Raw genomic sequence first — 23249 nt, forward strand, 5'->3', positions numbered from 1 at the left:
GGCGACGATGCCCGCAGCTCGAGAGTCCCTGCTGGACGCCGCGCTCGCGGCACTCGGCGAACTCCCCTGGTCGGGCGTGCGGATGACCGACGTCGCCGGTGCCGCGGGGGTGTCCCGCCAGACGCTCTACAACGAGTTCGGCAGCAAGGACGGCCTCGCCCGCGCCCTGATGCGGCGCGAGACCGACCGGTATCTGCGCGGTGTGGAACGGCTGATGGCCCAGCGGACCGAACCGGCCGAACGGCTCGTGTCACTCGCCGAGTGGACCGTCGGCGAGGCCCGCACCAGGCCGCTGCTGCGCGCTCTGCTCACCGGCTGCTGGAGCGAGCGGCTGCCCGCGCCGCGCCCGGTGCGCCGGGGCGCCGGGCGGTCCGTGGTACCGGCCCAGCGCCGGGCCGACGCCCCTCTGCCCGCTCCGGCCGAGCTGCTCGCGGCCGTACGGGACCGGTCGCGTAACGCCGTCCGGCAGGCACGCCGGTCGCGGGAGGGACGCACGACCGAGGATCCGGCGGATCTGCCGCAGCGCTGCGAACTCGCCGTGCGCCTGGCGCTGTCCTGTGTCGTCGCGCCCGTGGGCGAGGGGCTCGCCCAGCTGGTGCGGGCCGCGCTGGACGGGCTCGGGGCGGCCGTTATTGCGAAGAGCCCGAGAGCTGCAGACCGATGACGCCGACGATCACCAGCGTGATCGAGACGATTTTGAGGGTGGAGACCAGGTCCCCGAGGAAGATCATGCCGTAGACGGCCGTACCCGCCGCGCCGATGCCCGTCCACACGGCATACGCGGGCCCCACGTCGAGCTTCCGCAGCGACAGGGTCAGCAGGCCGAAACTGCCGAGGGCGAACACCGCGAAGGCGACCGTCGGCCAGAACCGGGTGAAGCCGTGCGACAGTTTGAGACAGACCGCGAAGCCTGTCTCCAGAAGCCCTGCGACCACCACCAGCAGCCACGCCATCGCTCTTGGGCCTCCCGCGTCATCGGTGACTGCTTGGTCTGACTTGGTGCGATTATGCACTTACCAACCGCCGCAGGCCGCAAACGTGGACGTCTCAGTCGCCTTCGCGTCGCTCCCGCGTCGCCAGCAGCCGACGCAGCGAGTACAGCCGGGCCGGATCCGCATGGCCCTCGGCCACCCAGTCGTCCAGCGCACAGTCCGGCTCGTCGTGCGAGCAGGCCCGCGGACAGCCCTCCGTGCCCGGTTCCAGATCCGGGAACGCATGGATGACCCGGGAGGGATCGACATGATGCAGGCCGAACGACCGCACGCCCGGAGTGTCGATCACCCAGCCGCCCTTCTCGTCCGCGAGCGGCAGGGCGAGCGCGGAGGTGGTCGTGTGCCGGCCCCGGCCGGTGACCGCGTTGACCAGGCCGGTGCTGCGTCGCCGCTCCTGTGGCACCAGCGCGTTCACCAGCGTCGTCTTGCCCACGCCCGAGTGCCCGACGAACGCCGTCGTCCTGCCCACCAAGTGCTCGCGGACGCGCTCCGCCGCGAGCCCGTCCACGAACTCCTCGCGGGTGGTGACCACATGGGGCACACCGAGCGCGCCGTACATCTCCAGCAGCTGGTCCGGCGGGGCGAGGTCCGACTTGGTCAGGACGAGCAGCGGCTCCAGACCGCCGTCGTACGCCGCGACCAGACAGCGGTCGATCAGGCGCGGGCGCGGCTCGGGGTCGGCGAGCGCGGTGACGATCGCGAGCTGGTCCGCGTTGGCGACGACCACGCGCTCGAAGGGATCGTCGTCATCGGCCGTACGCCGCAGCACCGACCTGCGCGGCTCGATCCGTACGATCCGGGCCAGGGTGTCCTTGGCGCCCGACAGATCACCGACGATGCCGACCCGGTCGCCGACGACCGCCGCCTTGCGGCCCAGCTCACGGGCCTTCATCGCCATGACGATCCGGTCCTCGACCAGGCACGTCAGCCGCCCCCGGTCGACGGTGAGGACCACGCCCTCCGCCGCGTCCTCATGCTTGGGCCGGATGCTGGTGCGCGGACGGTTGCCCTTGCGGTTGGGGCGGGAGCGGATGTCGTCCTCGTCGGTGTGCTTGCCGTAGCGGCGCATGACGTCAGGCCCCGAGCATTTCGGCCCACATCCGCGGGAAGTCGGGCAAGGTCTTGGAGGTGGTCGCCACGTTCTCGATCTGCACGTCCTTCACCGCGAGACCGATGATCGAACCGGCCGTCGCCATGCGGTGGTCGTCGTAGGTGTGGAAGACGCCGCCGTGCAGCGGGCGCGGGCGGATGTGCAGGCCGTCGTCGGTCTCGGTGACGTCCCCGCCGAGCTCGTTGATCTCCTTCGTGAGCGCCGCCAGCCGGTCGGTCTCGTGCAGCCGCAGATGCGCCACACCGCGCAGCGTGGACGGCGAGTCGGCGAGCGCCGCCACCGCGGCGATGCCCGGGGTGAGCTCGCCGACCTCGCCCAGATCCACGTCGATGCCGTGGATACGGCCGCTGCCGGTGAACACCAGCGCCGTGCCGTCAGCCGTCGTCGTCAGCTCGCACGAGCCGCCCATCTCGGTGAAGATCTCGCGCAGCGCGTCACCGGGCTGGGTGGTGCGCTCGGGCCAGTCCGGGATCGTGACCCGGCCGCCGGTCACCAGCGCGGCCGCCAGGAAGGGCTGCGCATTGGACAGGTCCGGCTCGACCGTCAGGTCGCGGCCCAGCAGGGCGCTGTGCGAGACCCGCCAGACGTCCGGCTCGCCGCCCGTCTCCGGCTCGTCGACCTGCGCGCCGACCGCGCGGAGCATGTCGACGGTCATCCGGATGTGCGGCATCGAGGGCAGTCGGCCGCCCACGTGACGCACCTCGACCCCCTGGTTGAAGCGAGGCGCCGACAACAGCAGCGCGGACACGAACTGCGACGAGGACGAGGCGTCGATCCGCACCGCCCCGCCGTCCAGCGCCCCGCCGCCGTGCACCGTCATCGGCAGCGCGCCGCGGTCGTCGTCGTCGATACGGGCGCCGAGCGTGCGCAGCGCACCGATCACTCCGCCGAGGGGACGCTCGTAGGACCGGGGATCGCCGTCGAAACGGATCGGGCCGTCGGCGAGCGCGGCGACGGGCGGCAGGAACCGCATCACCGTGCCGGCGTTGCCGACGTCCACCGTGGCCGGGCCGTGCAGACCCGTCGGGATGACGCGCCACGCCTCACCGGCGCCGCCCGTCGTGCTGGAGGAGACCGTCTCCTCGATGCCGACGCCCATCGCCTGCAGCGCGGCCGACATCAGGAGGGTGTCGCGGGACCGCAGCGGGCGGCGCAGCCAGCCCGGCTCGGCGGCGAGGGCGGCCAGCACCAGCGCGCGGTTCGTGACCGATTTGGATCCGGGCACGGTGACCGTCGCTTCGACGGCTCCGGTCGCGTAGGGGGCGGGCCAGAGGGCGGGGTGCACGGTGCTGTCGGTCATGGCCCTCACTTTAGTGGCTCGGCGCCGACCGCCCCCGAGGTCAGAGCCCGAGCAGCCAGCGTCCTCCGCCGATCAGCGAACAGAAGGCCACCAGATGGAAGAACGCCAGCCATACGACCGGCGGCACATGGGTGAGCCGGCCGAGCTGGTCCGCGTCGGAGTCCGGCGCCCCGCCGTGGCGGCGCTTGGACTGCAGCTCGAACACCGGACGTACGCCGCCGAGCAGCATGAACCACACGGCCGTGTACGCGAAGACGGACTGCACGCCGGGTTCCGTCAGCCAGGACACGAGGAGGAAGGCGGCCCCGGTCAGGGTGACGGTGAGGACGCCGTAGGCGTTGCGGACCATGACCAGCAGCGCCAGCAGCAGTGCCGTCGCCGCCCACAGCAGCAGGGTGATGTGGTGCGCGGCCAGCAGCCAGGCGCCGCCGAGACCGAGGAGCGGGGTGGCGGTGTAGCCCGCGGCCGCGGTCAGGACCATGCCCAGCCCGGTCGGTCTGCCCCGGCTCACGGTGAGGCCGCTGGTGTCCGAGTGCAGCCTGATGCCTTGCAGAGAACGGCCGGTGAGCAATGCCACAAGGCCGTGGCCGCCCTCGTGGGCGATGGTGACGGCGTTCCTGGAGACCCGCCACAGGCTGCCGGGTATGACGGCGGCGAGCGCGACGACGCCGGTGACGACGACGAGCCAGACAGCGGGCGGACTCTGGGTGCCGAACAGCCGGTCCCAGAAGTCGGCGAGCGTCGCGCTGCCGAGGACCGTGGCGGTGTGTGTCGTGACCATTTCGCGGGCGGCTCCTCGGACGGCGTACGGAAGTGGCAGTGTGGCACTTATGTGTGGGAGGTATGCAGCCAGCCGTAGACCCGAGGATCTCGTCGGGACGTTCCACGTCGAGAAGTGGGAGCCGGAGGAGACTCTCGCTCCCGACTGGAACGTGGCCCCGACCAAGGAGGTCTACGCGATCCTCGAACGTCCTGTGAAGGACGCCGGGGACCGGCGTCCGGTTCGCCAGATGCGCGCGCTGAAGTGGGGCCTGGTGCCGTCGTGGGCCAAGTCACCCGAGGGCGCTGCCCGGATGATCAACGCGCGGGCGGAGACGGTCCACGAGAAGCCGTCGTTCCGCAGGCCCTTCCTCTCGCGCCGCTGCATCCTGCCGGCCGACGGCTATTACGAGTGGGTGACCGGGACCGGAGAGCGCGACCTCGAGGTCGAGGGCAGGAAGAAGCGCCCCCGGAAGCAGCCGTACTTCGTGACCCCGGCGGACGGGTCGGTGTTCGCGATGGCGGGCGTCTACGAGTTCTGGCGCGACCGGACGCTGCCGGACGACCACTCGCAGGCGTGGTGGGTGACGTGCTCGGTGATCACCACGGAGGCGGAGAAGGGACCGCTGGGCGTGGCGCCGGCCGAGGGACCGCGCTCGCTCTCCGACATCCACCCCCGTATGCCGCTGATGCTGACACCGGACCGCTGGGACGCGTGGCTGGACCCGTCCACGACGGACCCCGACGAGGTCCGGGCGCTGCTCACGGCGCCGCCGGAGGGGCTGATGCGGGCGTACGCGGTGACGACGGCTGTCAGCAATGTGCGCAACAACGGCCCGGAGCTGCTGGAGGAGCTGTCGGGGCCGGAGGCACCGGTGCTGTTCTGACCCTGCGGGCGTTCCCCGTTCGCGCTGCCCTACGCCCTGTGGGCGTGGGAAACCCCACGGGACCCGCGCTGCCCTACGCCCTGCGGGCGTGGGACCACCGCCGGACGCGTGCGACTCACACTCCCCTATGGCCGGCGGCCGTGGGCTCGGGTCCCCCGGCGACGCCAGGGGAGTGCCCCCCCGGCGAGGCTGGGTTTTGCTCCGCGAAGTCAGCCGGTCCGGAACTCCCCCGGGCAGAGCCCAGGGGAGCAAGAGGACACCGCTCGAAGGGCGGCAACGGGGTCTGGGGCGACGCCCCGGTTCGGGATGGGGCCCCCTGGCTTCGCCGGGGTACCCCACGGCCGCCAGGCCATAGGGGGAGCGCGGTGTGGGGAACAGCCCCGCGCAGCGGTCCCGCGTCAGAATGGTCCGATGGAGCGGAAAGAGATCATCGACGTCGCCGGCGGCGACGCCCGCGTCACCTGGTTCGACGGCAGACACGCCGGCCTCGTCCTCGCGCTCGGCCATGGCGCCGGCGGCGGGATCGAGGCCCGGGACCTGCGGGCGATCGCCCGCGCCCTGCCCGCACACGGCGTCACCGTCGCCCTCGTCGAACAGCCCTGGCGCGTCGCCGGCAAGAAGCTCGCCCCCGCTCCGAAGACACTCGACACCGGGTGGCGCGGCGTCTGGCCCGCCCTGGCGAAGCCCGGGCTGCCCGTCGTCGCCGGTGGCCGCAGCGCCGGGGCGCGTGTCGCCTGCCGCACGGCCGCGGAGCTCGGCGCGGTGGGCGTGCTCGCGCTGAGCTTCCCGCTGCATCCGCCCGGCCGCCCGGAGAAGTCCCGCGCCGACGAACTGCTCGGGACGGGTGTGCCCACCCTTGTCGTACAGGGCGGCAACGATCCCTTCGGCAAGCCCGCGGAATTCCCCGACGGCCCGTACGAACTCGTCGAAGTCCCCTTCGCCGATCATGGGTTCGCCGTGCCCAAGAAGGCGGGGACCGACGAGGCCGAGACCCTCAGGACGATCACCGACGCTGTGACCCGTTGGACAGCCGCGCTGCGGGAATGAGACGCGGGCGCCCTCTGTTGAGGCGGATGTCAGTACAGAGCAAGGAGTAGGGAGTCCACCGCATGGGTACGACCTTCTGCCCGACAGCCGAGCACACCACAGGGTTGGAGTGGACGGTGCTGTCGCAGGGCAAGAGCGGGCCGGTTCCGGCGGTGGGCGGCGTGAATCGGCAGGCCCCGTCGCAGCATGGTCGACTATTCTCCGATTCGAGCGGGTCCGGTTTCGGCTCCGTCACAGCGTTGGAGGAGGTGGGTGCGGTCACTGGGACCGACGCAGGGACCGACGACGGCCGGGCGGAGCAGTCCGAGGAGACGGCCGCCGAGCGCAATGCCCGTTTCGAGCGGGACGCTCTCGGCTACCTCGACCAGATGTACTCGGCCGCGCTGCGCATGACGCGCAATCCCGCCGATGCGGAGGACCTCGTACAGGAGACGTATGCCAAGGCGTACGGCTCGTTCCACCAGTTCCGCGAGGGCACCAACCTCAAGGCGTGGATGTACCGGATCCTCACGAACACCTTCATCAACTCCTACCGCAAGAAGCAGCGCGAGCCCCAGCGCAGCGCTGCGGAGGAGATCGAGGACTGGCAGCTCGCGCGCGCCGAGTCGCACATGTCGACGGGGCTGCGTTCCGCTGAGTCGCAGGCTCTCGACCATCTGCCGGATTCGGACGTCAAGGCCGCCCTTCAGGCGATCCCCGAAGAGTTCCGGATCGCGGTCTATCTCGCCGACGTAGAGGGCTTTGCGTACAAGGAGATCGCGGACATCATGGGAACACCCATCGGCACGGTGATGTCCCGCCTGCACCGGGGCCGCCGACAGCTGCGCGGCATGCTCGAGGACTACGCCCGCGAGCGAGGGCTCGTCCCGGCCGGTGCGGGGGAGTCGAACGACGCGAAAGGCTCGGGCTCATGAGCTGCGGAGAGCCGCACGAGACGGACTGCTCTGAAGTCCTGGACCATCTCTACGAGTTCCTCGACCACGAGATGCCCGACAGCGACTGCACCAAGTTCGAGGTGCACTTCGAGGAGTGCTCCCCCTGCCTGGAGAAGTACGGCCTTGAGCAGGCGGTGAAGAAGCTGGTCAAGCGGTGCTGCGGGCAGGACGATGTGCCCAGCGACCTGCGGGCCAAGGTCATGGGGCGTATCGATCTGATCCGCTCGGGACAGGCAGTGCCCGAGCAGGACGTGGCGACGGCGCAGGAGTAGCCCCTCTCGTCCCTGGCCCACACCGAGGCGCGGCGCGGATCGCGGCGCGCCTCACGCATATCCGTGATCTTCACCCGTACGTGCGAACGGCTCCCGTACCGCCGCCCCTCACCTCTCACCTCGCTAGCGTGTGCGTCGCTGGAGTCGAGGAGGGTGCGGGGCAGTGACGGCCATACCGAAGGCGGCACACGCCTTCATCGCCGGTGCCGTCGTGGGCGCCGTGGTCTGCGCGGCCCCGGCCGTGACGGCCCCCGACGTCGGCTGGACAGCGGTCGTCCTGCTCGCCGGTCTCTATGCGGCGTGCGAGATGCCCGCCCGCTTCCGGCCCGGCCACTCGGCGCCGGTCGGCGCCGGTTCCTTCTTCCCCGTACTGCTGGCGGCCGCCTTCCTGCTGCCCGCCCCGGCCGCCGCGCTCGTCCCCGTCCCCGGAGCGCTGCTGGGTCCGGCCGGCCGGCCCTCGCCCGGGGCGCGCCGTGCCTGGCACGCCGCCCAGCTGGCGCTCTCGACCTGGGCAGCGGCCCAGGCGTACCGGCTCAGCGGCGGCGAACGGAGCCTGACCGCCCCGGACTTCCCCCACGTGCTGGTGCCGGCGCTCGCCGGCGCGCTCGCCTTCTGGCTCGTGCTCGGCGCGCTCGACGGCGGCATCCGCACGACGGCGGAGCACCTGCCGCCGCGCAGGGCCGGGCGGGCGCTGCTGCCCGCGTCACCCGCCCCCTACTGTGTGCACGGCCTCGCCGGGCTGATGATGGCCGTCCTCTGGCGCAGCTCCTACGGGGCGGTGTCCGCCCTGGTCGTCCTGCTGCCCATGTACGTCTCCAGCTGGATGTTCGCCCAGTACCACCGCGAGCGCGCGGCCCACCAGGCGACCATCCGCGCCCTCGTCCAGGCCGTCGACATCAAGGACCGGTACACCCGCGGTCACAGCGAACGGGTCGGCCGAGCCTCCGTACTGATCGCACGCGAGCTGCGCATGGCGGACGAGCGGCTGGAACTGCTCCGGTTCGCCGGGATACTGCACGACGTCGGCAAACTCGGCGTACCGACGCGCATCCTGCGCAAGGAGGGGCCGCTGACGCCAGACGAGCGACGCGTGATCGAGCTGCACCCCGAGTACGGCCACGAGATGGTGCGCGGCATCGGATTCCTCGGCGAGGCGCGGTCGGCCATCCTGCACCACCACGAGCGGCTGGACGGCAGCGGCTACCCGTACGGGCTCGCCGGGGACCTGATCCCCGAGTTCGCGCGGGTGGTCGCGGTCGCGGACGCGTTCGACGCGATGACCTCGACCCGCTCCTACCGGCGGGCACGGCCGGTGGCCGCGGCCCTGGAGGAACTGGAGCGCTGCGCGGGGACGCAGTTCGACCCCCGGATGGTGACAGCCCTGGCGCGGGCACTGGAGCGCGAGGGCTGGGAGACGGCCGTCACCTCGGACGAGGCGTCACCCGCGGATCCGGCCGCACCCGCGGACTCGGCGTCACCCGAGGATCCTGAGGGTCCGGCGGGTCCGGCCGTACCCGCGGTTCGGGCGCGGGAGGAGACACCCGGAGCCCCGCGGCGGGTGCGGACCGGATGACCGCGGCACTGCCGGACCGGGCCGTCGTCGCGGTGTACGCGGCCGCCGCCGCTGTCACCGTCGCCGCCCTCGGCCGCGTCGCCTGGCACGGCCTGGCCGAGCCCGGGATCGCCCTCGCCTTCGGGATCTTCATCGCCGTCGGGGAGCTCGCGCGCTGGGGGACCCGCCCCGGTCCGGGCGCGCTCCCGTCCGCTCCGCCCGGGGCGCCCCCGCCCCTGCTCGAGGAGCCGTCGGCGAGGGAGCCCGCCCCGCTCGGCGCCGCCGGCGCCCTCGCGTACGCCCTCCTCGGCGAATGCGCCGGGCGAGCCACCGGCCACGGCCCCCTCCAGGTCGTCGCCGTCGTCGTCGCGGGCGTGCTCACCGGGGCCGTGCCCCATGTCGCACGCGGGCGCGGACCCGGCCTCGACCATGTGGCCCGGCGAGTGCTGACCGCCGGGTTCGCCGCTGTCTGCTTCCAGCCGCTGCACCACTCCGGCGCATGGGACCACCGCATCGGACACGGCCCCCTCCATGCCCTCTTCCTCCTGGTGCTGCTCGTCCTCACACTCCTGTGCGACGCCGTGCTGGCCTCCGTCCTCCTCGCGGCCCGCACCCGGTACCCGGACGGGCCGCTGCTGCGCGACGAACTGCGCGCGCTGCCCGGCACCGGGTCCGCCGTCTGCGCGACCGGTGCCGTGATGGCGCCGGCGGTCGCCGTCGCCGGCCTGTGGGCGCTGCCTGTCTTCTGCGTGCCGCTGCTGCTGACACAGCTGTCGTTCCGCAGGTACGCCTCGGTCCGCGCGACCTACCGCCAGACCATCGCCTCCCTCGCCCGCGCCACGGAGATCGCCGGCTACACCCCGCCCGGCCACGCCCGCAGGGTCGCTGTGCTCAGTACGGCCGTGGGCCGGGAGATGCGGCTCTCAGGACCCGAACTGAGCGTGCTCGAACACGCGGCCCTGATGCACGACATCGGGCAGCTGTCCCTCCTCGACCCCGTGCCGAACGGGGCCACTGCCGTATTGCCGGCCGCCGAACAGCGCCGTATCGCGCTGCTCGGCGGCGCGGTCGTCCGCAGGACCGGGGTGCCGGCCGCCGTCGCGGCCGTGGTGGAACAGCAGGCCGACCCCTACCGGGAGCAGTCCCTGCCTGCCCGGATCGTCCGCACGGTGAACGCATACGAGGATCTGGCGCAGGCGAGCGGCGGCAGCGCGGGCGGAGCGCTCGCCGCACTGGAGCGGCTGCGTCTCGGGACGGGTCACGACTATGAGCCCGCGGTCGTGGAATCACTTGCCAGAGTCCTTGCCAGAGGCGGCCTTACCCGGGTGCCACCTGGGTAACCCATGGGTAATGAGCGAGCCTGCGACCGGGCATGGTTGGATGCGAAAGAAGGCACAGAAGCGGGCACTCAGGTATGCGTCCGGGACAGTCACCCGAGCGACCGGCAGGCGGGAATCGTGAGGATCTTCGGGAAGGTACGGCATCGGCCGTCCGCCTCGTGGCGGCAGGCCACGGACCGCGCGTTCACGCTGATCGGCGACGGCCGGTACGAGGACGCGGGCGCACTGCTGACCAGGGCGGCGGATCTCGAGCCCTGGCTCTCGGAGTCCTGGTTCAACCTGGCGCTGCTGCACAAGTTCCGCCACGACTGGGAGCAGGCGCGGGCCGCGGGACTGCGTGCCGTCGCCCTCCTTGACAAGGAGACCGGCGCCCCGGACTGGTGGAACGTCGGCATCGCCGCGACCGCCCTGCAGGACTGGCCGCTGGCCCGCCGCGCCTGGCAGGCGTACGGGCTGAAGGTGCCGGGCGCCGCCGCCGCGAACGGTGAGCCGGTGGGCATGGACCTCGGCAGCGCCGCCGTGCGGCTGTCGCCCGAGGGCGAGGCCGAGGTGGTCTGGGGCCGCAGGCTCGACCCCGCGCGGATGGAAGTGCTGTCCATCCCGCTGCCCTCGTCCGGGCGGCGCTGGGGTGAGGTGGTCCTGCACGACGGCGTACCGCACGGCGAGCGGACGACCAGCGCGGGGCCCTCCTATCCCGTCTTCGACGAGATAGAACTGTGGGCGCCCTCGCCCGTACCGACCTGGGTCGTGCTGCTGGAGGCGGCGACCGAGAACGACCGGGACGCGCTCGAGAAGCTCGCGGCCGATGCCGGGTTCGCCGCCGAGGACTGGTCCTCCTCCGTCCGGCTGCTGTGCCGCGCCTGCTCCGAGGGCGTGATGCCGAGCGCCGAGGGCGAGGGCGAGCACCTCGACCCGCACGACCACAGCGAGCCCGGCCACCCGGGGCCGCTGGGCCACCGCACGGCCGGTGACCTGTGGTCGCCCGAGCGCGAATGCGGTATAGCCGCGCCGGCCGGGCTGGTGCGCGGGCTGCTGGACGGCTGGGTGGCGGACAGCCCGGACAGCCGTGAATGGCGGGATCTCGAGGAAGTCTGCTGACGCCTGCCCGTAGGCTGTACGGACGCGTAAGTGACCGGGCACCGGCCCAGGGATCGGGTAATGAGAAGGGCGTACGGCTGACATGGCGTCGCAGCAGGAGACGGACCAGCAGGTCAACGATGGTTTCGTCGTGGACACGGAGAACTGCGAGGAGCGCGAGCGGGCCTACCGCGAGCGCGGCACCTCCCGCCCGATCACGGTCGTGGGCAATCCCGTGCTGCACAAGGAGTGCAAGGACGTCACCGAGTTCGACGACAAGCTCGCCGCTCTCATCGACGACATGTTCGCCAGCCAGCGCACGGCGGAGGGCGTCGGCCTGGCCGCCAACCAGATCGGTGTGGACCTGAAGGTCTTCGTCTACGACTGCCCCGACGACGAGGGCATGCGCCACGTCGGCGTCGTGTGCAACCCGGTGCTGGAGGAGCTTCCCCCGGAGCAGCGCCACCTCGACGACTCCAACGAGGGGTGCCTCTCCGTCCCGACGGCGTACGCCGCACTGGCCCGCCCCGACTACGCGGTGGTGCGCGGTCAGGACGCCCAGGGCAACCCGATCAAGGTGCGCGGCACGGGCTACTTCGCCCGGTGCCTGCAGCACGAGACGGACCACCTGTACGGGTACCTCTACATCGACCGGCTCTCCAAGCGCGACCGCAAGGACGCGCTGAAGCAGATGGCCGAGGGCACCCCGCGCTACGCCGTCGTCCCCAACGACTGAGCTGTACGACCACCCGAGGGCCCCCGTTCGGTGCGAGCGGGGGCCCTCGTGCGTCACCCGCCCGTCATTGGGCCGACAAATGTCGGAAGCCCAGGGGCTGTTGACGCGCGTCGACCGTGCGGCCAGTCTCTGCTGTGCACCGCTCTCACGGCTCTCATCGCAGGCATCCGCGTCCGCATCCGCGGGCAGCGCAGGGGATCGCAAGGGAGACTTCATGCTGAGACGTACGGCACGGCTGCTGTTATCGATTGTCATGCTTATGGTTGCCGGGCTCACCGGTGTCGTCGCGACGGCCGGTGCCGCCCAGGCCGACGACTGCTACACCTGGTCGCGCACCCTCTCGCAGGGAGCATCCGGCGCGGACGTCACGCAACTCCAGATCAGGGTCGCCGGTTACCCCGGCTACGGCGGTGTCCTCGCCATCGACGGCGCCTACGGCCCGGCTACCACCGCCGCCGTCAAGCGCTTCCAGTCCGCCTACGGCCTCGCCGCGGACGGCGTCGCCGGACCCGCGACGTTCAGCAAGATCTACGCGCTCCAGGACAGCGACTGCACACCGGCACACTTCAGCTACGCCGAACTCAACGACTGCAACTCCACCTGGTCGGGCGGCGCGGTCAGCGCCACGACCGCCAAGTCCAACGCCCTGCGCACCATGTGGAAACTTCAGGCCATGCGCCACGCCCTCGGCGACCAGCCCATCACCGTGACCAGTGGCTTCCGCTCGTACGCCTGCAACGACGCGGTCGGCGGCTCGTCGAGCAGCCGCCACCTCTACGGCGACGCGGCCGACCTGGGCGCGGGCCCGCACTCGCTGTGCAAGCTGGCCCAGCAGGCCCGCTACCACGGCTTCAACGGCATCCTGGGCCCGGGCTACCCGGGCCACAACGACCACACGCACGTCGACCACCGCAGCAGCCGCTACTGGTCGGCGCCCAGTTGCGGCATCTGATCGCGGCAGCGCAGAACGAAAGCGGCCCGCACCTCCCTCGCGCGAGGTGCGGGCCGCAGCTGTTCCGGCAGGGGATCAGAAGTCGTCGTCGAAGGCGACCGAGCCCTCCACCGCCACCTGGTACGCCGAAGGGCGGCGCTCGAAGAAGTTCGTCAGCTCCTGGACGCCCTGCAACTCCATGAAGGAGAACGGATTCTGCGAGCCGTACACCGGGGCGAAGCCGAGGCGCGTGAGGCGCTGGTCGGCGACGCACTGGAGGTACTCGCGCATCGACTCGGTGTTCATGCCCGGCAGTCCGTCGCCGCACAGGTCCCGGCCGAACTGCAGCTCGGCCTCGACGGCTTCCGCGAGCATGTCCGTGACCTGCTGCCGGAGCTCGTCGTCGAAGAGCTCGGGCTCCTCCTTGCGGACGGTGTCCACTACCTCGAACGCGAAGTTCATATGCATGGTTTCATCGCGGAACACCCAGTTCGTACCGGTCGCCAGGCCGTGCAGCAAGCCGCGCGAGCGGAACCAGTAGACGTAGGCGAAGGCGCCGTAGAAGAACAGGCCCTCGATACAGGCCGCGAAGCAGATCAGGTTGAGCAGGAAGCGGCGGCGGTCGGCCTTGGTCTCCAGGCGGTCGATCTTCTCCACCGAGTCCATCCAGCGGAAGCAGAACTGCGCCTTGTCGCGGATGGACGGGATGTTCTCCACCGCCGCGAAGGCCGCCGTGCGCTCCTCCGGGTCGGGCAGATAGGTGTCGAGCAGCGTCAGATAGAACTGGACGTGCACGGCCTCCTCGAAGAGCTGGCGGCTCAGGTACAGCCGCGCCTCGGGGGAGTTGATGTGCTTGTAGAGCGTCAGCACGAGGTTGTTGGCCACGATCGAGTCGCCCGTGGCGAAGAAGGCGACCAGCCGGCCGATCATGTGCTGCTCGCCCGGGGAGAGCTTGGCCAGGTCGGCGACGTCGGAGTGGAGGTCGACCTCCTCCACCGTCCAGGTGTTCTTGATGGCGTCCCGGTAGCGCTCGTAGAAGTCCGGATAGCGCATCGGACGGAGAGTCAGTTCGAAGCCCGGGTCGAGCAGGTTCTTGACGGTGTTCTCGGGCATTACTGGCAGGCCTCGCAGGACTCGGGGTTTTCGAGGGAGCAGGCGACGGCGTCGGGGTCGGGTGCCGCCTGCACGGGGATCGTCGCCTGGGCGGCGCGGGCGATCCTCGTCGCCGGGCGCGAGCGCAGGTAGTACGTGGTCTTCAGGCCCTGCTTCCAGGCGTACGCGTACATCGACGACAGCTTGCCGATGGTCGGGGTCTCCAGGAACAGGTTCAGCGACTGCGACTGGTCCAGGAACGGCGTACGGGCGGCGGCCATGTCGATCAGGCCGCGCTGCGGGAGCTCCCACGCCGTCCGGTACAGCTCACGCACCTCGGCCGGGATCCAGGTGAAGCCCTGCACCGAGCCGCTGGACTCGCGCAGCGCCTCGCGGGTCTGGGCGTCCCACACGCCGAGCTTCTTGAGGTCCTCCACCAGGTAGCCGTTGACCTGGAGGAACTCCCCGCTCAGCGTCTCGCGCTTGAAGAGGTTGGAGACCTGCGGCTCGATGCACTCGTACACGCCCGCGATCGAGGCGATCGTCGCCGTCGGGGCGATGGCGAGGAGGAGCGAGTTGCGCATGCCGGTCGAGGCGATGCGCGTGCGCAGGGCCGCCCAGCGCTCCGGCCAGTTCAGTGCCACGTCGGTGCCGTAGTGGTCCGGGTGCAGAACACCGCGCGCCGTGCGCGTCTGGGACCAGGCCGGCAGGGGGCCGTTGCGCTCGGCGAGGTCGCAGGACGCCTCGTACGCGGCGAGCATGATCCGCTCGGCGATGCGGGTGGACAGCGCACGCGCCTCGGCCGAGTCGAAGGGCAGCCGGAGCTTGAAGAAGACGTCCTGGAGACCCATGGCGCCGAGCCCGACGGGCCGCCACTTGGCGTTGGAGCGCCCGGCCTGCTCGGTCGGGTAGAAATTGATGTCGACGACCCGGTCGAGGAAGGTGACCGCGGTGCGGACGGTGGCGTCCAGCCGCTCCCAATCGATGTCCCCGCCGCTGACGAAGGAGCCGAGGTTCACCGAGCCGAGGTTGCAGACGGCCGTCTCGCCGTCGTCGGTGACCTCCAGGATCTCGGTGCACAGGTTCGAGGAGTGCACGACGCGGCCGGGCTCGGCGGTCTGGTTGGCGGTGCGGTTGGAGGCGTCCTTGAAGGTCATCCAGCCGTTGCCGGTCTGCGCGAGCGTGCGCATCATGCGGCCGTAGAGGTCGCGTGCCGGGATGGTCCGGCGGGCGAGGCCGGCGGCCTCGGCCCGGCGGTAGGCGGCGTCGAACGCCTCGCCCCACAGGTCGACCAGTTCGGGCACGTCGGCCGGTGAGAACAGCGACCAGTCGGAGTCGGCCTCGACGCGCCGCATGAACTCGTCGGGGATCCAGTGCGCGAGGTTGAGGTTGTGCGTACGCCGGGCGTCCTCACCGGTGTTGTCCCGCAGCTCCAGGAACTCCTCGATGTCCGCGTGCCAGGTCTCCAGGTAGATCGCGGCGGCGCCCTTGCGCCGGCCGCCCTGGTTCACGGCGGCGACGGAGGCGTCGAGGGTCTTGAGGAACGGGACGATGCCGTTGGAGTGGCCGTTGGTGCCGCGGATCAGCGAACCCCGGGCGCGGATGCGGGAGTACGAGAGCCCGATGCCGCCGGCGTGCTTGGACAGGCGCGCGACCTGGTGGTAGCGGTCGTAGATCGAGTCGAGTTCGTCGAGGGGTGAGTCCAGCAGGTAGCAGGACGACATCTGGGGGTGGCGGGTGCCGGAGTTGAAGAGCGTGGGGGAGGAGGGGAGATAGTCGAGCCGGCTCATCAGGCCGTACAGGTCGGCCACCTCGTCCACCGCACGGGTGCTGTCGTCCTCGGCGAGGCCGGAGGCGACGCGCAGCATGAAGTGCTGTGGCGTCTCGATGACCTGACGGCTGATGGGGTGGCGCAGGAGGTAGCGGCTGTAGAGCGTGCGCAGGCCGAAGTAGCCGAAGCGGTCGTCGGCGGCCGGGTCGATCAGTGCGTCGAGCCTGGCGGCGTGCCGGGCCACGAACGCCGCCGTGCGGTCGGCGATCAGGCCCTCGCGGTGGCCGACGGAGATGGAGGCGGAGAACGACACGGCGCCCTCGCCCGCGGCCTCGTCGGCGATGGTGCGGGTCAGCAGCCGGGCGGCGAGACGGGAGTACGCCGGGTCCTCGGAGATGAGGCCGGCGGCGGCGTCGGTGGCGAGGGAGCGCAGTTCGGCCGCGTCGGATCCGGCGTGCCGGCCGCGCAGCGCGGCTGCGGCGACCCTGCCGGGGTCGGCGTCGGGCAGATCGGCGGTGAGGTCCGTCAGGGTCCGCAGAAGTGCGGTCCCGGGACCGTCCGCGGTCCGGTCTGCGGTGCCTGAAGCCGGATCGGCTGGCGCGATGGTCATGTGGTGCTCTCCCTCGCTCGGCTCTGGGCCGGCGGAGGGCAGGGCCATTCGGTCGCCGGATCCGCGTACGGGCAGCACGACTGATGGCGCCCACCGGCCCAACCGCGAGGCCCGGACGTCTCGGCACCCGGTTCGGTCGAGCCGGATGCACCGTCGGCAGGTCCTCGGACTTGTCGGATACGGCGAAGCGCACCGGATCACACCGTTGCGGGACAGTTCCGGATTCGCACCGGATTCCCCTGCGGCGACAGCGAGCATGAGCATACATGTGGGGGCGGCCAGTTGCGTCACCCCCCACATGTTGTGTCCAGCTGTGAAGGGGCGTTGTCGGGCGTGCACCGCAAGAGTTGTGCGGCGTGTACCGGAAAAGGGCCGTCGCACCTCCCGTGCGGGAGATGCGACGGCCCTTCGGTGCGCGGTTGTGCGCGGAGTGGGTGCGGCGTCAGTGCGTGGCACCCGCCGTGGCCGGCGGCAGCTCGGTCTTGACGCCCGGGTCTCCCGCGTCGGCCGTGTAGTCCGACGGGCTGGTCTCGTCGACGCCGTCGGGGGCCTTGAGCGCCTTCAGGACGAAGGTGAGGACCACGGTGACGACGAGGTTCAGCACGAACGCGGTGAGTCCGATGTAGCCGATCTCGCCGATACCGGGGATCTCGGCCGACGAGCCGCCGAAGTGCTTCTGCGTCGGGCTGGCCACACCGTACGCGGCGGCCGTGCCGTAGATCATGCCGGCCGCCCAGCCGGCGATGAGCGCCCAGCGGTGGAACCACCGGGTGAACAGGCCGCCCACCAGGGCCGGGAACGTCTGCAGGATCCAGATGCCGCCCAGCAGCTGGAAGTTGATCGCCACGGTCTTGTCCATGGTGAGGACGAAGGCCAGGGCGCCGACCTTCACCAGCAGCGAGACCAGCTTGGAGACCTTGGTCTCCTGAGCCGGGGTCGCGTCGGGCTTGAGGAAGTCCTTGTAGATGTTCCGTGTGAACAGGTTGGCCGCGGCGATGGACATGATGGCCGCGGGGACCAGTGCTCCGATGCCGATCGCGGCGAACGCGACGCCCGCGAACCAGTCCGGGAACATGTTCTCGAACAGCTGCGGGATGGCGAGCTGACCGTTGGTCACCTTCACACCCGCGGCGATGGCCATGAAGCCGAGCAGCGCCAGCAGGCCGAGCATCAGCGAGTACAGCGGCAGGATGGTGGTGTTGCGGCGGATCACCTCACGGCTGCGCGAGGAGAGCGTCGCCGTGATGGAGTGCGGGTACATGAAGAGCGCGAGCGCCGAGCCGAGCGCCAGGGTGGCATAGCCCCACTGGCCCAACTCACCGGGCACCAGCGCACCGCGGGGTTTGTCGGTCGCCGGGTTGATCTGGCTGTACGCCTCTCCGGCCTTGGCGAAGATGTCGTCGAAGCCGCCCAGCTTGATCGGGATGTAGATGATCGCCACCGCGATGACGATGTAGATCAGCGTGTCCTTGACGAACGCGATGAGCGCCGGGGCGCGCAGGCCGGAGGAGTACGTGTAGGCCGCGAGCACACCGAAGGCGATCAGCAGGGGCAGGTCCTTGATGAACCAGTTGGTGTCCTCGCCGCCGCCGACGCCCATGACGTCGAGCACGGCCTGGATGCCGACCAGTTGGAGCGCGATGTACGGCATGGTGGCGAGGATGCCGGTGACGGCGACGGCCAGCGACAGGCCCTTGGAGCCAAAGCGTCCGCGGACGAAGTCCGAGGTCGTGACGTAGCCGTGCTTGTGCGACACCGACCACAGCCGCGGCAGGAAGGTGAAGATCAGCGGGTAGACGAGGATCGTGTAGGGCACGGCGAAGAAGCCGGCCGCGCCCGCCGCGTAGATGGCCGCCGGGACGGCGACGAAGGTGTACGCGGTGTAGAGGTCGCCGCCGAGCAGGAACCAGGTCACCCAGGTGCCGAACGACCGGCCGCCGAGGCCCCATTCATCGAGGCTGTGCTCGTTCTCGGCCTTGCGCCAGCGCGCGGCCAGGAAGCCCATGACCGTCACGGCCACGAAGAAGAAGATGAAGACGCCGAGTGCGACGCCGTTCACGCCGTCCTTCACTGGGACGCACCCCCCTTGCGAGCGCGCTGGTCACGCTGCCACAGCTTGTAGGCGATCATCGTCAGCACGGTCGACACCAGAACCCAGAGCATCTGGTACCAGTAGAAGAACGGCATGCCGATGAAGGTCGGCTCGAGCTTCGCGTAGGAACCGACCCAGAGCATCGCCACGAAGGGCGCGAACAGGCAGAGGGCGATGATCACGCGCACCGGTGTGACGACCGGTTGTTTCGCTTCGGGCGCTTCAGGCGCGTCCGGTGCCTCGGGCACTGCTGACATGCGGCTCCGTCCCCTCACTGGTCACCTGTGTAATGCGCACGAAATCTAGGCGAGCCGTTCGAGCCTCGTCACCCCCCGTCCGCATATCGGTACGGCAACGACTTCGCGCCATGGCTGCGCAAAACATGACATGGCGTCGCAACACGCTGCGACGCCATGTCGGACACCCTGTCAGGTGGAACCACGGGTTCGGCCGGACCGCGATTTCAGCCGGAACCGCGGCCTTCAGTCCTTGGGCCGCTGGAGCCTCGCGACGAACTTGTAGCGGTCGCCGCGGTACACCGAGCGCACCCACTCCACCGGTTCGCCCTGGGCGTCCAGGGAGTGGCGCGAGAGCATCAGCATCGGCAGGCCCACGTCCGTGCCGAGGAGGCCCGCCTCGCGCGGCGTGGCCAGCGAGGTCTCGATCGTCTCCTCGGCCTCGGCCAAGTGGACGTCGTACACCTCCGCGAGGGCGGTGTAGAGCGAGGTGTACTTGACGAGCGAGCGGCGCAGCGCCGGGAAGCGCTTGGCCGACAGGTGCGTCGTCTCGATCGCCATGGGCTCGCCGCTGGCCAGCCGGAGGCGTTCGATGCGCAGCACCCGCCCGCCGGCCGAGATGTCGAGCAGGCCCGCCAGCGTGTCGTCGGCTGTGACGTATCCGATGTCCAGCAACTGAGACGTGGGCTCCAGGCCCTGGGCCCGCATGTCCTCGGTGTACGAGGTGAGCTGGAGGGCCTGGGAGACCTTGGGCTTGGCGACGAAGGTGCCCTTGCCCTGGATGCGCTCCAGCCGGCCCTCGACGACGAGCTCCTGGAGAGCCTGGCGCACGGTCGTGCGCGAGGTGTCGAACTCGGCCGCGAGCGTGCGCTCCGGCGGTACCGGCGTGCCGGGCGGCAGCGTCTCGGTCATGTCGAGCAAGTGCCTCTTCAGCCGGTAGTACTTGGGCACGCGCGCGGTGCGGGTCTGTGCCCCGCCCTCGGCTTCGGTGCCGCCCCCGTCCTTGGTCATGGCCCGCCTTCCCGACTGCTGTGCTCCTGCCGTCACCGGCTCCTCCGTCTGTAGCGGCTCACATGGTGGCACGGACCGGTCACGGGTCGTCGCCCTCCCTCAGGTGTCGGTCCGATAACGGACGCGACTGCCCTTCTTATACACCCTTGACACCCCTAAAGGTCTAGGCCAAGCTCCCCGGTACTGGTCTAAACCATTAAAGATCAGGTCCCAGCCCACGAGCATTGATCGGCGTATGCCTTCACGGCGGGCGGGGGGTGGCAGGCATCCCTGAGGAGGATGACGTGAAGCGCAAGCTCATCGCAGCGATCGGTGTCGCTGGCATGATGATCGGCCTGGCGTCCTGTGGCGACTCGGACACCAGCGGGAACAACGCCGGTGGCGGCGACGCCAAAGAGATCACGGTCTGGCTCACGGTCGACGCGCAGAACAACTGGCCGGAGCTGGTCAAGGCAGCCGACGACGCCGTCATCGCGAAGCACCCGGGCCTGAAGATCAAGCACGAGTACTACGGCTGGCCGGACAAGAACGCCAAGCTGGACGCCGTGCTCGCCACGGACAAGGCGCCGGACGTTGTCGAGATGGGCAACTCCGAGATGATCGGCTACATGGCCAAGGGCGCCTTCGCCGAGGTCGACCCGGCGAAGTACGACAACTCCGACAAGTGGCTGGACGCGCTCAAGGACTCCGTCACCTACAACGGCAGGACCTACGGCGTGCCCTACTACGCCGGCGGCCGCGTGGGCACCTGGCGCAAGGACATCGCCGCCGAAGCGGGCGTAAAGACCGCTCCGAAGTCCTGGGCGGAGCTCACCGCCGCGCTGGACAAGATCCAGACGAAGAAGGGCGACAAGTTCAGCGCCTGGTACCAGCCTTCGCCGGACTGGTACGCCGCGATGTCGTTCGTCTACGACGCCGGCGGCTCCATCGCCAAGCAGGACGGCGAGACCTGGAAGGCGAACCTCTCCTCGCCCGAGTCCCTCAAGGGCCTGGGCGTCTACAAGGAGATCGTCGACAAGTACATGCACGGCGACAAGACCAAGGACGAGGCCGACCGCCCGGTCGTCTTCGGCCAGGGCAACGCGGCGGCCATCTTCGCCGCCGCGTGGGAGGGCGCCACCGCCGCGGACCCGAAGAACGACAAGGTCGGCAAGCTCGGCGATAAGCTCGAGAGCTTCGTGATGCCTGGCCCCCACGGTGAGAACCTGCCCGTCTTCCTCGGCGGCTCCGACCTGGCCGTCCCGGTCAAGTCCAAGGCGCAGGACATTGCGGCCGAGTGGATCAACGCCTTCACCGGCTCCAAGGGCCAGCAGGGCCTGATCGCCAAGGGCAACCTGCCCAACAACAAGGCGGACCTGGCCCCGCTGAAAGCCGACCCGAAGACCCAGGTCCCCGCCACGGCCGCCGAGTCCAGCTGGTTCGTCCCGACCGCTCCGGGCTGGGGCCAGGTCGAGAAGGCCCAGATCCTGAAGACGATGCTCGTCGAGATCGCCAACGGCAAGAAGTCCGTCGCGGACGCCGCGAAGGCCGCGGACGCCGCGATCGACAAGGTCATCAACACCAAGTGACCTTCCGGCAGGGCCCCGTCGCACCGCCGACGGGGCCCTGCCGCCCGTACCAGGAGTAGGGACCGCTGAGGAGCACGGGATGAGTGCCGCAGAGACAACCACCGCGAAGGTGCCGCCGGCGCGGCAATCGCCACCACCGGGGGCGGGAACCGGCGCCCCGGAGCAGCAGAGCAGCAAGCGGAAGTCGAGCCGGGCGGGGGTGCCGTGGGCACTGCTCGCACCCTGTCTCCTGGTGCTCCTGCTGGTGCTCGGCTATCCACTGGTGCGCCTGGTCACCCTCTCCTTCCAGAAGTTCGGTCAGCCGCAGCTGTGGGGCTTCCAGGCGCCCGAGTCGGTCGGCCTGGAGAACTACACGAAGATCCTCGGGGACGCGGAGTTCTGGGCCGTCGTCGTGCGCACCATCGTCTTCGCCGGCGGTGCGGTGATCTCGACGATGGTCCTCGGCATGCTGATCGCCCTGCTGCTCCAGCGGGTGTCCGGCTGGATGAAGGCCCTGATCAACATCGTCCTCGTCGCGAGCTGGGGTATGCCCATCATCGTCGCGACCGCGATCTTCAAGTGGCTCTTCGACGCCGACTACGGAGTGTTCAACTGGCTGCTGGACAAGCTGCCCGGTGTGGAGATGATCGGGCACAACTGGTTCGCCAGCGGCCCCCAGGGCCTCGCCGTGATCATGCTGCTGGTGGTGTGGGGCGCGGTGCCCTTCGTGGTGATCACTCTCAATGCGGGGCTCACCCAGGTGCCCAAGGAGCTCGAAGAGGCCGCGCGCCTGGATGGCGCCGGAGCCTGGGGTGTCTTCCGCTTCGTGACCCTGCCGATCCTCAAGCCCATCATCGTGATGCTGGCGACCCTGTCGGTGATCTGGGACATGGGCGTCTTCCCGCAGGTGTTCGTGATGCGCAACGGCCATCCGGAAGCCGAGTTCCAGGTCCTCACCACCTACTCGTACGACAAGGCCTTCGTCGTCAACGACTACGGCGGGGGTTCCGCGATCGCCCTGGTCACCGTGCTCCTCCTGCTCGGAGTCGTAGCCGTCTACATGCGCCAGATGCTCAAGATCGGAGAGGTGGAGTGACCTCGACAACCGCGCCTGGCGCCGCCGGCCGCCGCCCCCGCAGGAGCAAGGTCGGCTGGAACCTCCTCGGCCTGCTCGTCGTCGTGACCGCCGGCTTCCCGGTGTACTGGATGCTGAACACGGCGTTCAAGCCGGCCAAGGACGCCATCGACCCCGACCCACACTTCTTCCCGAGGGTGTTCACCCTCGAGAACTTCGAGCGGGCCCTGCAGATCTCCGACTTCTGGGGGCCGGTCGGGCGAAGCCTCGTCGTCTCGGTCGCCGTCGTGCTCGTCGGCATCGTCGTCGGCATGCTGGCCGCTCTGGCCATCTCCCGCTTCGCCTTCCGCGGCCGCAAGATCGTGATCGTCGGCATCCTCGCGGTCCAGATGATTCCGCTGGTCGCGATGATCATTCCGGTCTTCCTGCTACTGAACGACCTCGGCCAGTACGACAGGCTCGCCGGCCTGATCATCACCTATCTGACCTTCATCCTGCCCTTCACCGTGTGGACGTTGCGCGGGTTCATCGTCAACATCCCCAGGGAGCTGGAGGAGGCGGCGATGGTCGACGGCTGCACCCGCGCCGGCGCCTTCGTCCGCGTGGTCTTCCCGCTGCTCGCGCCCGGCATGGTCGCGACCTCCGTCTACGGCTTCATCCAGGCCTGGAACGAGTACCTGTACGCGCTGATGCTGATGAGCCAGCAGAACCAGACGGCCACCGTCTGGCTCAGCAACTTCATCACCAAGAACGGCACCGAGTACGCCCCGATGATGGCCGGCTCCACGATGATGGCTGTCCCCATCGTGATCCTTTTCCTCCTTGTCCAGCGCAAGATGGCCGCGGGTCTGACGGCCGGCGCGGTGAAGGGATAAC

The 23249-nt window shown here is 70.2% G+C and carries 22 protein-coding genes and 1 riboswitch; of the genes, 13 read left to right on the top strand and 9 right to left on the bottom strand.

The annotated features are described in order from the left end of the window. Positions 1 to 7 precede the first annotated feature (7 nt). Entirely contained in the window at positions 8 to 664 is a 657-nt protein-coding gene (locus J7E88_RS08070) for a TetR/AcrR family transcriptional regulator (RefSeq protein WP_215178731.1), read from the top strand. On the opposite strand, the gene J7E88_RS08075 is transcribed toward J7E88_RS08070, so the two are convergent. The 4 genes from J7E88_RS08075 to J7E88_RS08090 form a co-directional block, all read right to left on the bottom strand. Next, entirely contained in the window at positions 630 to 953 is a 324-nt protein-coding gene (locus J7E88_RS08075) for a multidrug efflux SMR transporter (protein WP_215178733.1), read from the bottom strand. The two genes, J7E88_RS08070 and J7E88_RS08075, sit on opposite strands and share 35 nt — an antisense overlap. 94 nt (positions 954 to 1047) lie before the next feature. Then, the gene (gene rsgA, locus J7E88_RS08080) at positions 1048 to 2061 is read right to left on the bottom strand and encodes a ribosome small subunit-dependent GTPase A (protein ID WP_215178735.1); all 1014 of its coding nucleotides are present in this window, start codon (positions 2059 to 2061) and stop codon (positions 1048 to 1050) included. Between the two features lie 4 nt (positions 2062 to 2065). Next, entirely contained in the window at positions 2066 to 3403 is a 1338-nt protein-coding gene (gene aroA, locus J7E88_RS08085; RefSeq protein ID WP_215178737.1) for a 3-phosphoshikimate 1-carboxyvinyltransferase, read from the bottom strand. A 40-nt stretch (positions 3404 to 3443) separates the two neighbouring features. Next, positions 3444 to 4184 (bottom strand): M50 family metallopeptidase, encoded by a 741-nt coding sequence (locus J7E88_RS08090; RefSeq protein ID WP_215178739.1) that lies wholly within the window; start codon positions 4182 to 4184, stop codon positions 3444 to 3446. Between the two features lie 49 nt (positions 4185 to 4233). On the opposite strand from J7E88_RS08090, the gene J7E88_RS08095 reads away from it, so the two are divergent. The 9 genes from J7E88_RS08095 to J7E88_RS08135 all read left to right on the top strand — a co-directional run bounded on the left by J7E88_RS08095 (position 4234) and on the right by J7E88_RS08135 (position 12960). Further along, the gene (locus tag J7E88_RS08095; protein WP_215178740.1) at positions 4234 to 5049 is read left to right on the top strand and encodes an SOS response-associated peptidase; all 816 of its coding nucleotides are present in this window, start codon (positions 4234 to 4236) and stop codon (positions 5047 to 5049) included. A 411-nt stretch (positions 5050 to 5460) separates the two neighbouring features. Further along, on the top strand, positions 5461 to 6096 hold the full coding sequence (locus J7E88_RS08100; RefSeq protein ID WP_215178742.1) for an alpha/beta family hydrolase: 636 nt from the start codon (positions 5461 to 5463) through the stop codon (positions 6094 to 6096). 248 nt (positions 6097 to 6344) lie between these two features. Next, positions 6345 to 7010 (top strand): sigma-70 family RNA polymerase sigma factor, encoded by a 666-nt coding sequence (locus J7E88_RS08105; protein ID WP_215178995.1) that lies wholly within the window; start codon positions 6345 to 6347, stop codon positions 7008 to 7010. Continuing rightward, complete coding sequence (gene rsrA / locus J7E88_RS08110) at positions 7007 to 7303, top strand: mycothiol system anti-sigma-R factor (protein ID WP_215178744.1); 297 nt, start codon at positions 7007 to 7009, stop codon at positions 7301 to 7303. The genes J7E88_RS08105 and rsrA overlap by 4 nt, the downstream gene beginning before the upstream one ends. A 163-nt stretch (positions 7304 to 7466) precedes the next feature. After that, complete coding sequence (locus J7E88_RS08115) at positions 7467 to 8876, top strand: HD-GYP domain-containing protein (protein ID WP_215178746.1); 1410 nt, start codon at positions 7467 to 7469, stop codon at positions 8874 to 8876. Next, complete coding sequence (locus tag J7E88_RS08120) at positions 8873 to 10195, top strand: HDOD domain-containing protein (protein ID WP_215178747.1); 1323 nt, start codon at positions 8873 to 8875, stop codon at positions 10193 to 10195. Before J7E88_RS08115 ends, J7E88_RS08120 begins: the two co-directional genes overlap by 4 nt. 117 nt (positions 10196 to 10312) lie before the next feature. Beyond that, positions 10313 to 11293 (top strand): hypothetical protein, encoded by a 981-nt coding sequence (locus J7E88_RS08125; protein ID WP_215178748.1) that lies wholly within the window; start codon positions 10313 to 10315, stop codon positions 11291 to 11293. Positions 11294 to 11375: 82 nt separating this feature from the next. Next, positions 11376 to 12008 carry a peptide deformylase gene (def, locus tag J7E88_RS08130; protein WP_215178749.1) on the top strand — a complete coding sequence of 211 codons (633 nt, stop codon included), beginning with the start codon at positions 11376 to 11378 and terminating at the stop codon, positions 12006 to 12008. A 214-nt stretch (positions 12009 to 12222) separates the two neighbouring features. Continuing rightward, on the top strand, positions 12223 to 12960 hold the full coding sequence (locus J7E88_RS08135) for a D-Ala-D-Ala carboxypeptidase family metallohydrolase (protein ID WP_215178750.1): 738 nt from the start codon (positions 12223 to 12225) through the stop codon (positions 12958 to 12960). A gap of 75 nt (positions 12961 to 13035) precedes the next feature. Here J7E88_RS08135 and J7E88_RS08140 read toward each other — a convergent pair whose 3' ends face one another. From J7E88_RS08140 to J7E88_RS08160, 5 genes are all read right to left on the bottom strand, one after another. Continuing rightward, positions 13036 to 14052 carry a ribonucleotide-diphosphate reductase subunit beta gene (locus tag J7E88_RS08140; protein ID WP_215178751.1) on the bottom strand — a complete coding sequence of 339 codons (1017 nt, stop codon included), beginning with the start codon at positions 14050 to 14052 and terminating at the stop codon, positions 13036 to 13038. After that, positions 14052 to 16412 carry a ribonucleoside-diphosphate reductase subunit alpha gene (locus J7E88_RS08145; RefSeq protein WP_215178752.1) on the bottom strand — a complete coding sequence of 787 codons (2361 nt, stop codon included), beginning with the start codon at positions 16410 to 16412 and terminating at the stop codon, positions 14052 to 14054. The genes J7E88_RS08140 and J7E88_RS08145 overlap by 1 nt, the downstream gene beginning before the upstream one ends. A gap of 137 nt (positions 16413 to 16549) precedes the next feature. Then, a riboswitch (cobalamin riboswitch) is annotated at positions 16550 to 16683 on the bottom strand. A 171-nt stretch (positions 16684 to 16854) separates the two neighbouring features. Continuing rightward, positions 16855 to 18483, bottom strand: coding sequence for a monocarboxylate uptake permease MctP (mctP, locus tag J7E88_RS08150; RefSeq protein WP_215178753.1), 1629 nt, complete (start codon positions 18481 to 18483; stop codon positions 16855 to 16857). Beyond that, positions 18480 to 18761, bottom strand: a complete 282-nt coding sequence (locus J7E88_RS08155) for a DUF3311 domain-containing protein (RefSeq protein WP_215178755.1) — start codon at positions 18759 to 18761, stop codon at positions 18480 to 18482. The genes mctP and J7E88_RS08155 overlap by 4 nt, the downstream gene beginning before the upstream one ends. 225 nt (positions 18762 to 18986) lie before the next feature. After that, positions 18987 to 19751 (bottom strand): GntR family transcriptional regulator, encoded by a 765-nt coding sequence (locus J7E88_RS08160; protein ID WP_215178757.1) that lies wholly within the window; start codon positions 19749 to 19751, stop codon positions 18987 to 18989. A 284-nt stretch (positions 19752 to 20035) separates the two neighbouring features. Between J7E88_RS08160 and J7E88_RS08165 the strand changes: the two genes are divergently transcribed. From J7E88_RS08165 to J7E88_RS08175, 3 genes are all read left to right on the top strand, one after another. Next, positions 20036 to 21319 (top strand): extracellular solute-binding protein, encoded by a 1284-nt coding sequence (locus J7E88_RS08165; RefSeq protein ID WP_215178760.1) that lies wholly within the window; start codon positions 20036 to 20038, stop codon positions 21317 to 21319. Between the two features lie 79 nt (positions 21320 to 21398). After that, positions 21399 to 22394, top strand: coding sequence for a carbohydrate ABC transporter permease (locus J7E88_RS08170; RefSeq protein ID WP_215178761.1), 996 nt, complete (start codon positions 21399 to 21401; stop codon positions 22392 to 22394). Continuing rightward, positions 22391 to 23248: a carbohydrate ABC transporter permease gene (locus J7E88_RS08175; RefSeq protein WP_215178762.1), complete on the top strand. Its 858-nt coding sequence runs from the start codon at positions 22391 to 22393 to the stop codon at positions 23246 to 23248. The genes J7E88_RS08170 and J7E88_RS08175 overlap by 4 nt, the downstream gene beginning before the upstream one ends. Position 23249 lies beyond the last annotated feature (1 nt).

It is taken from the genome of Streptomyces sp. ISL-10 (assembly GCF_018614575.1).
GTDB lineage: Bacteria > Actinomycetota > Actinomycetes > Streptomycetales > Streptomycetaceae > Streptomyces.

Excerpts from the sequence above, each read along its gene's own strand:
- J7E88_RS08070 (WP_215178731.1), top strand. The coding sequence starts at position 8 with ATGCCCGCAGCTCGAGAGTCCCTGCTGGACGCCGCGCTCGCGGCACTC.
- J7E88_RS08075 (WP_215178733.1), bottom strand. The coding sequence starts at position 953 with ATGGCGTGGCTGCTGGTGGTGGTCGCAGGGCTTCTGGAGACAGGCTTC.
- rsgA (WP_215178735.1), bottom strand. The coding sequence starts at position 2,061 with ATGCGCCGCTACGGCAAGCACACCGACGAGGACGACATCCGCTCCCGC.
- aroA (WP_215178737.1), bottom strand. The coding sequence starts at position 3,403 with ATGACCGACAGCACCGTGCACCCCGCCCTCTGGCCCGCCCCCTACGCG.
- J7E88_RS08090 (WP_215178739.1), bottom strand. The coding sequence starts at position 4,184 with ATGGTCACGACACACACCGCCACGGTCCTCGGCAGCGCGACGCTCGCC.
- J7E88_RS08095 (WP_215178740.1), top strand. The coding sequence starts at position 4,234 with ATGTGTGGGAGGTATGCAGCCAGCCGTAGACCCGAGGATCTCGTCGGG.
- J7E88_RS08100 (WP_215178742.1), top strand. The coding sequence starts at position 5,461 with ATGGAGCGGAAAGAGATCATCGACGTCGCCGGCGGCGACGCCCGCGTC.
- rsrA (WP_215178744.1), top strand. The coding sequence starts at position 7,007 with ATGAGCTGCGGAGAGCCGCACGAGACGGACTGCTCTGAAGTCCTGGAC.
- J7E88_RS08120 (WP_215178747.1), top strand. The coding sequence starts at position 8,873 with ATGACCGCGGCACTGCCGGACCGGGCCGTCGTCGCGGTGTACGCGGCC.
- def (WP_215178749.1), top strand. The coding sequence starts at position 11,376 with ATGGCGTCGCAGCAGGAGACGGACCAGCAGGTCAACGATGGTTTCGTC.
- J7E88_RS08135 (WP_215178750.1), top strand. The coding sequence starts at position 12,223 with ATGCTGAGACGTACGGCACGGCTGCTGTTATCGATTGTCATGCTTATG.
- J7E88_RS08140 (WP_215178751.1), bottom strand. The coding sequence starts at position 14,052 with ATGCCCGAGAACACCGTCAAGAACCTGCTCGACCCGGGCTTCGAACTG.
- J7E88_RS08145 (WP_215178752.1), bottom strand. The coding sequence starts at position 16,412 with ATGACCATCGCGCCAGCCGATCCGGCTTCAGGCACCGCAGACCGGACC.
- J7E88_RS08155 (WP_215178755.1), bottom strand. The coding sequence starts at position 18,761 with ATGTCAGCAGTGCCCGAGGCACCGGACGCGCCTGAAGCGCCCGAAGCG.
- J7E88_RS08160 (WP_215178757.1), bottom strand. The coding sequence starts at position 19,751 with ATGACCAAGGACGGGGGCGGCACCGAAGCCGAGGGCGGGGCACAGACC.
- J7E88_RS08170 (WP_215178761.1), top strand. The coding sequence starts at position 21,399 with ATGAGTGCCGCAGAGACAACCACCGCGAAGGTGCCGCCGGCGCGGCAA.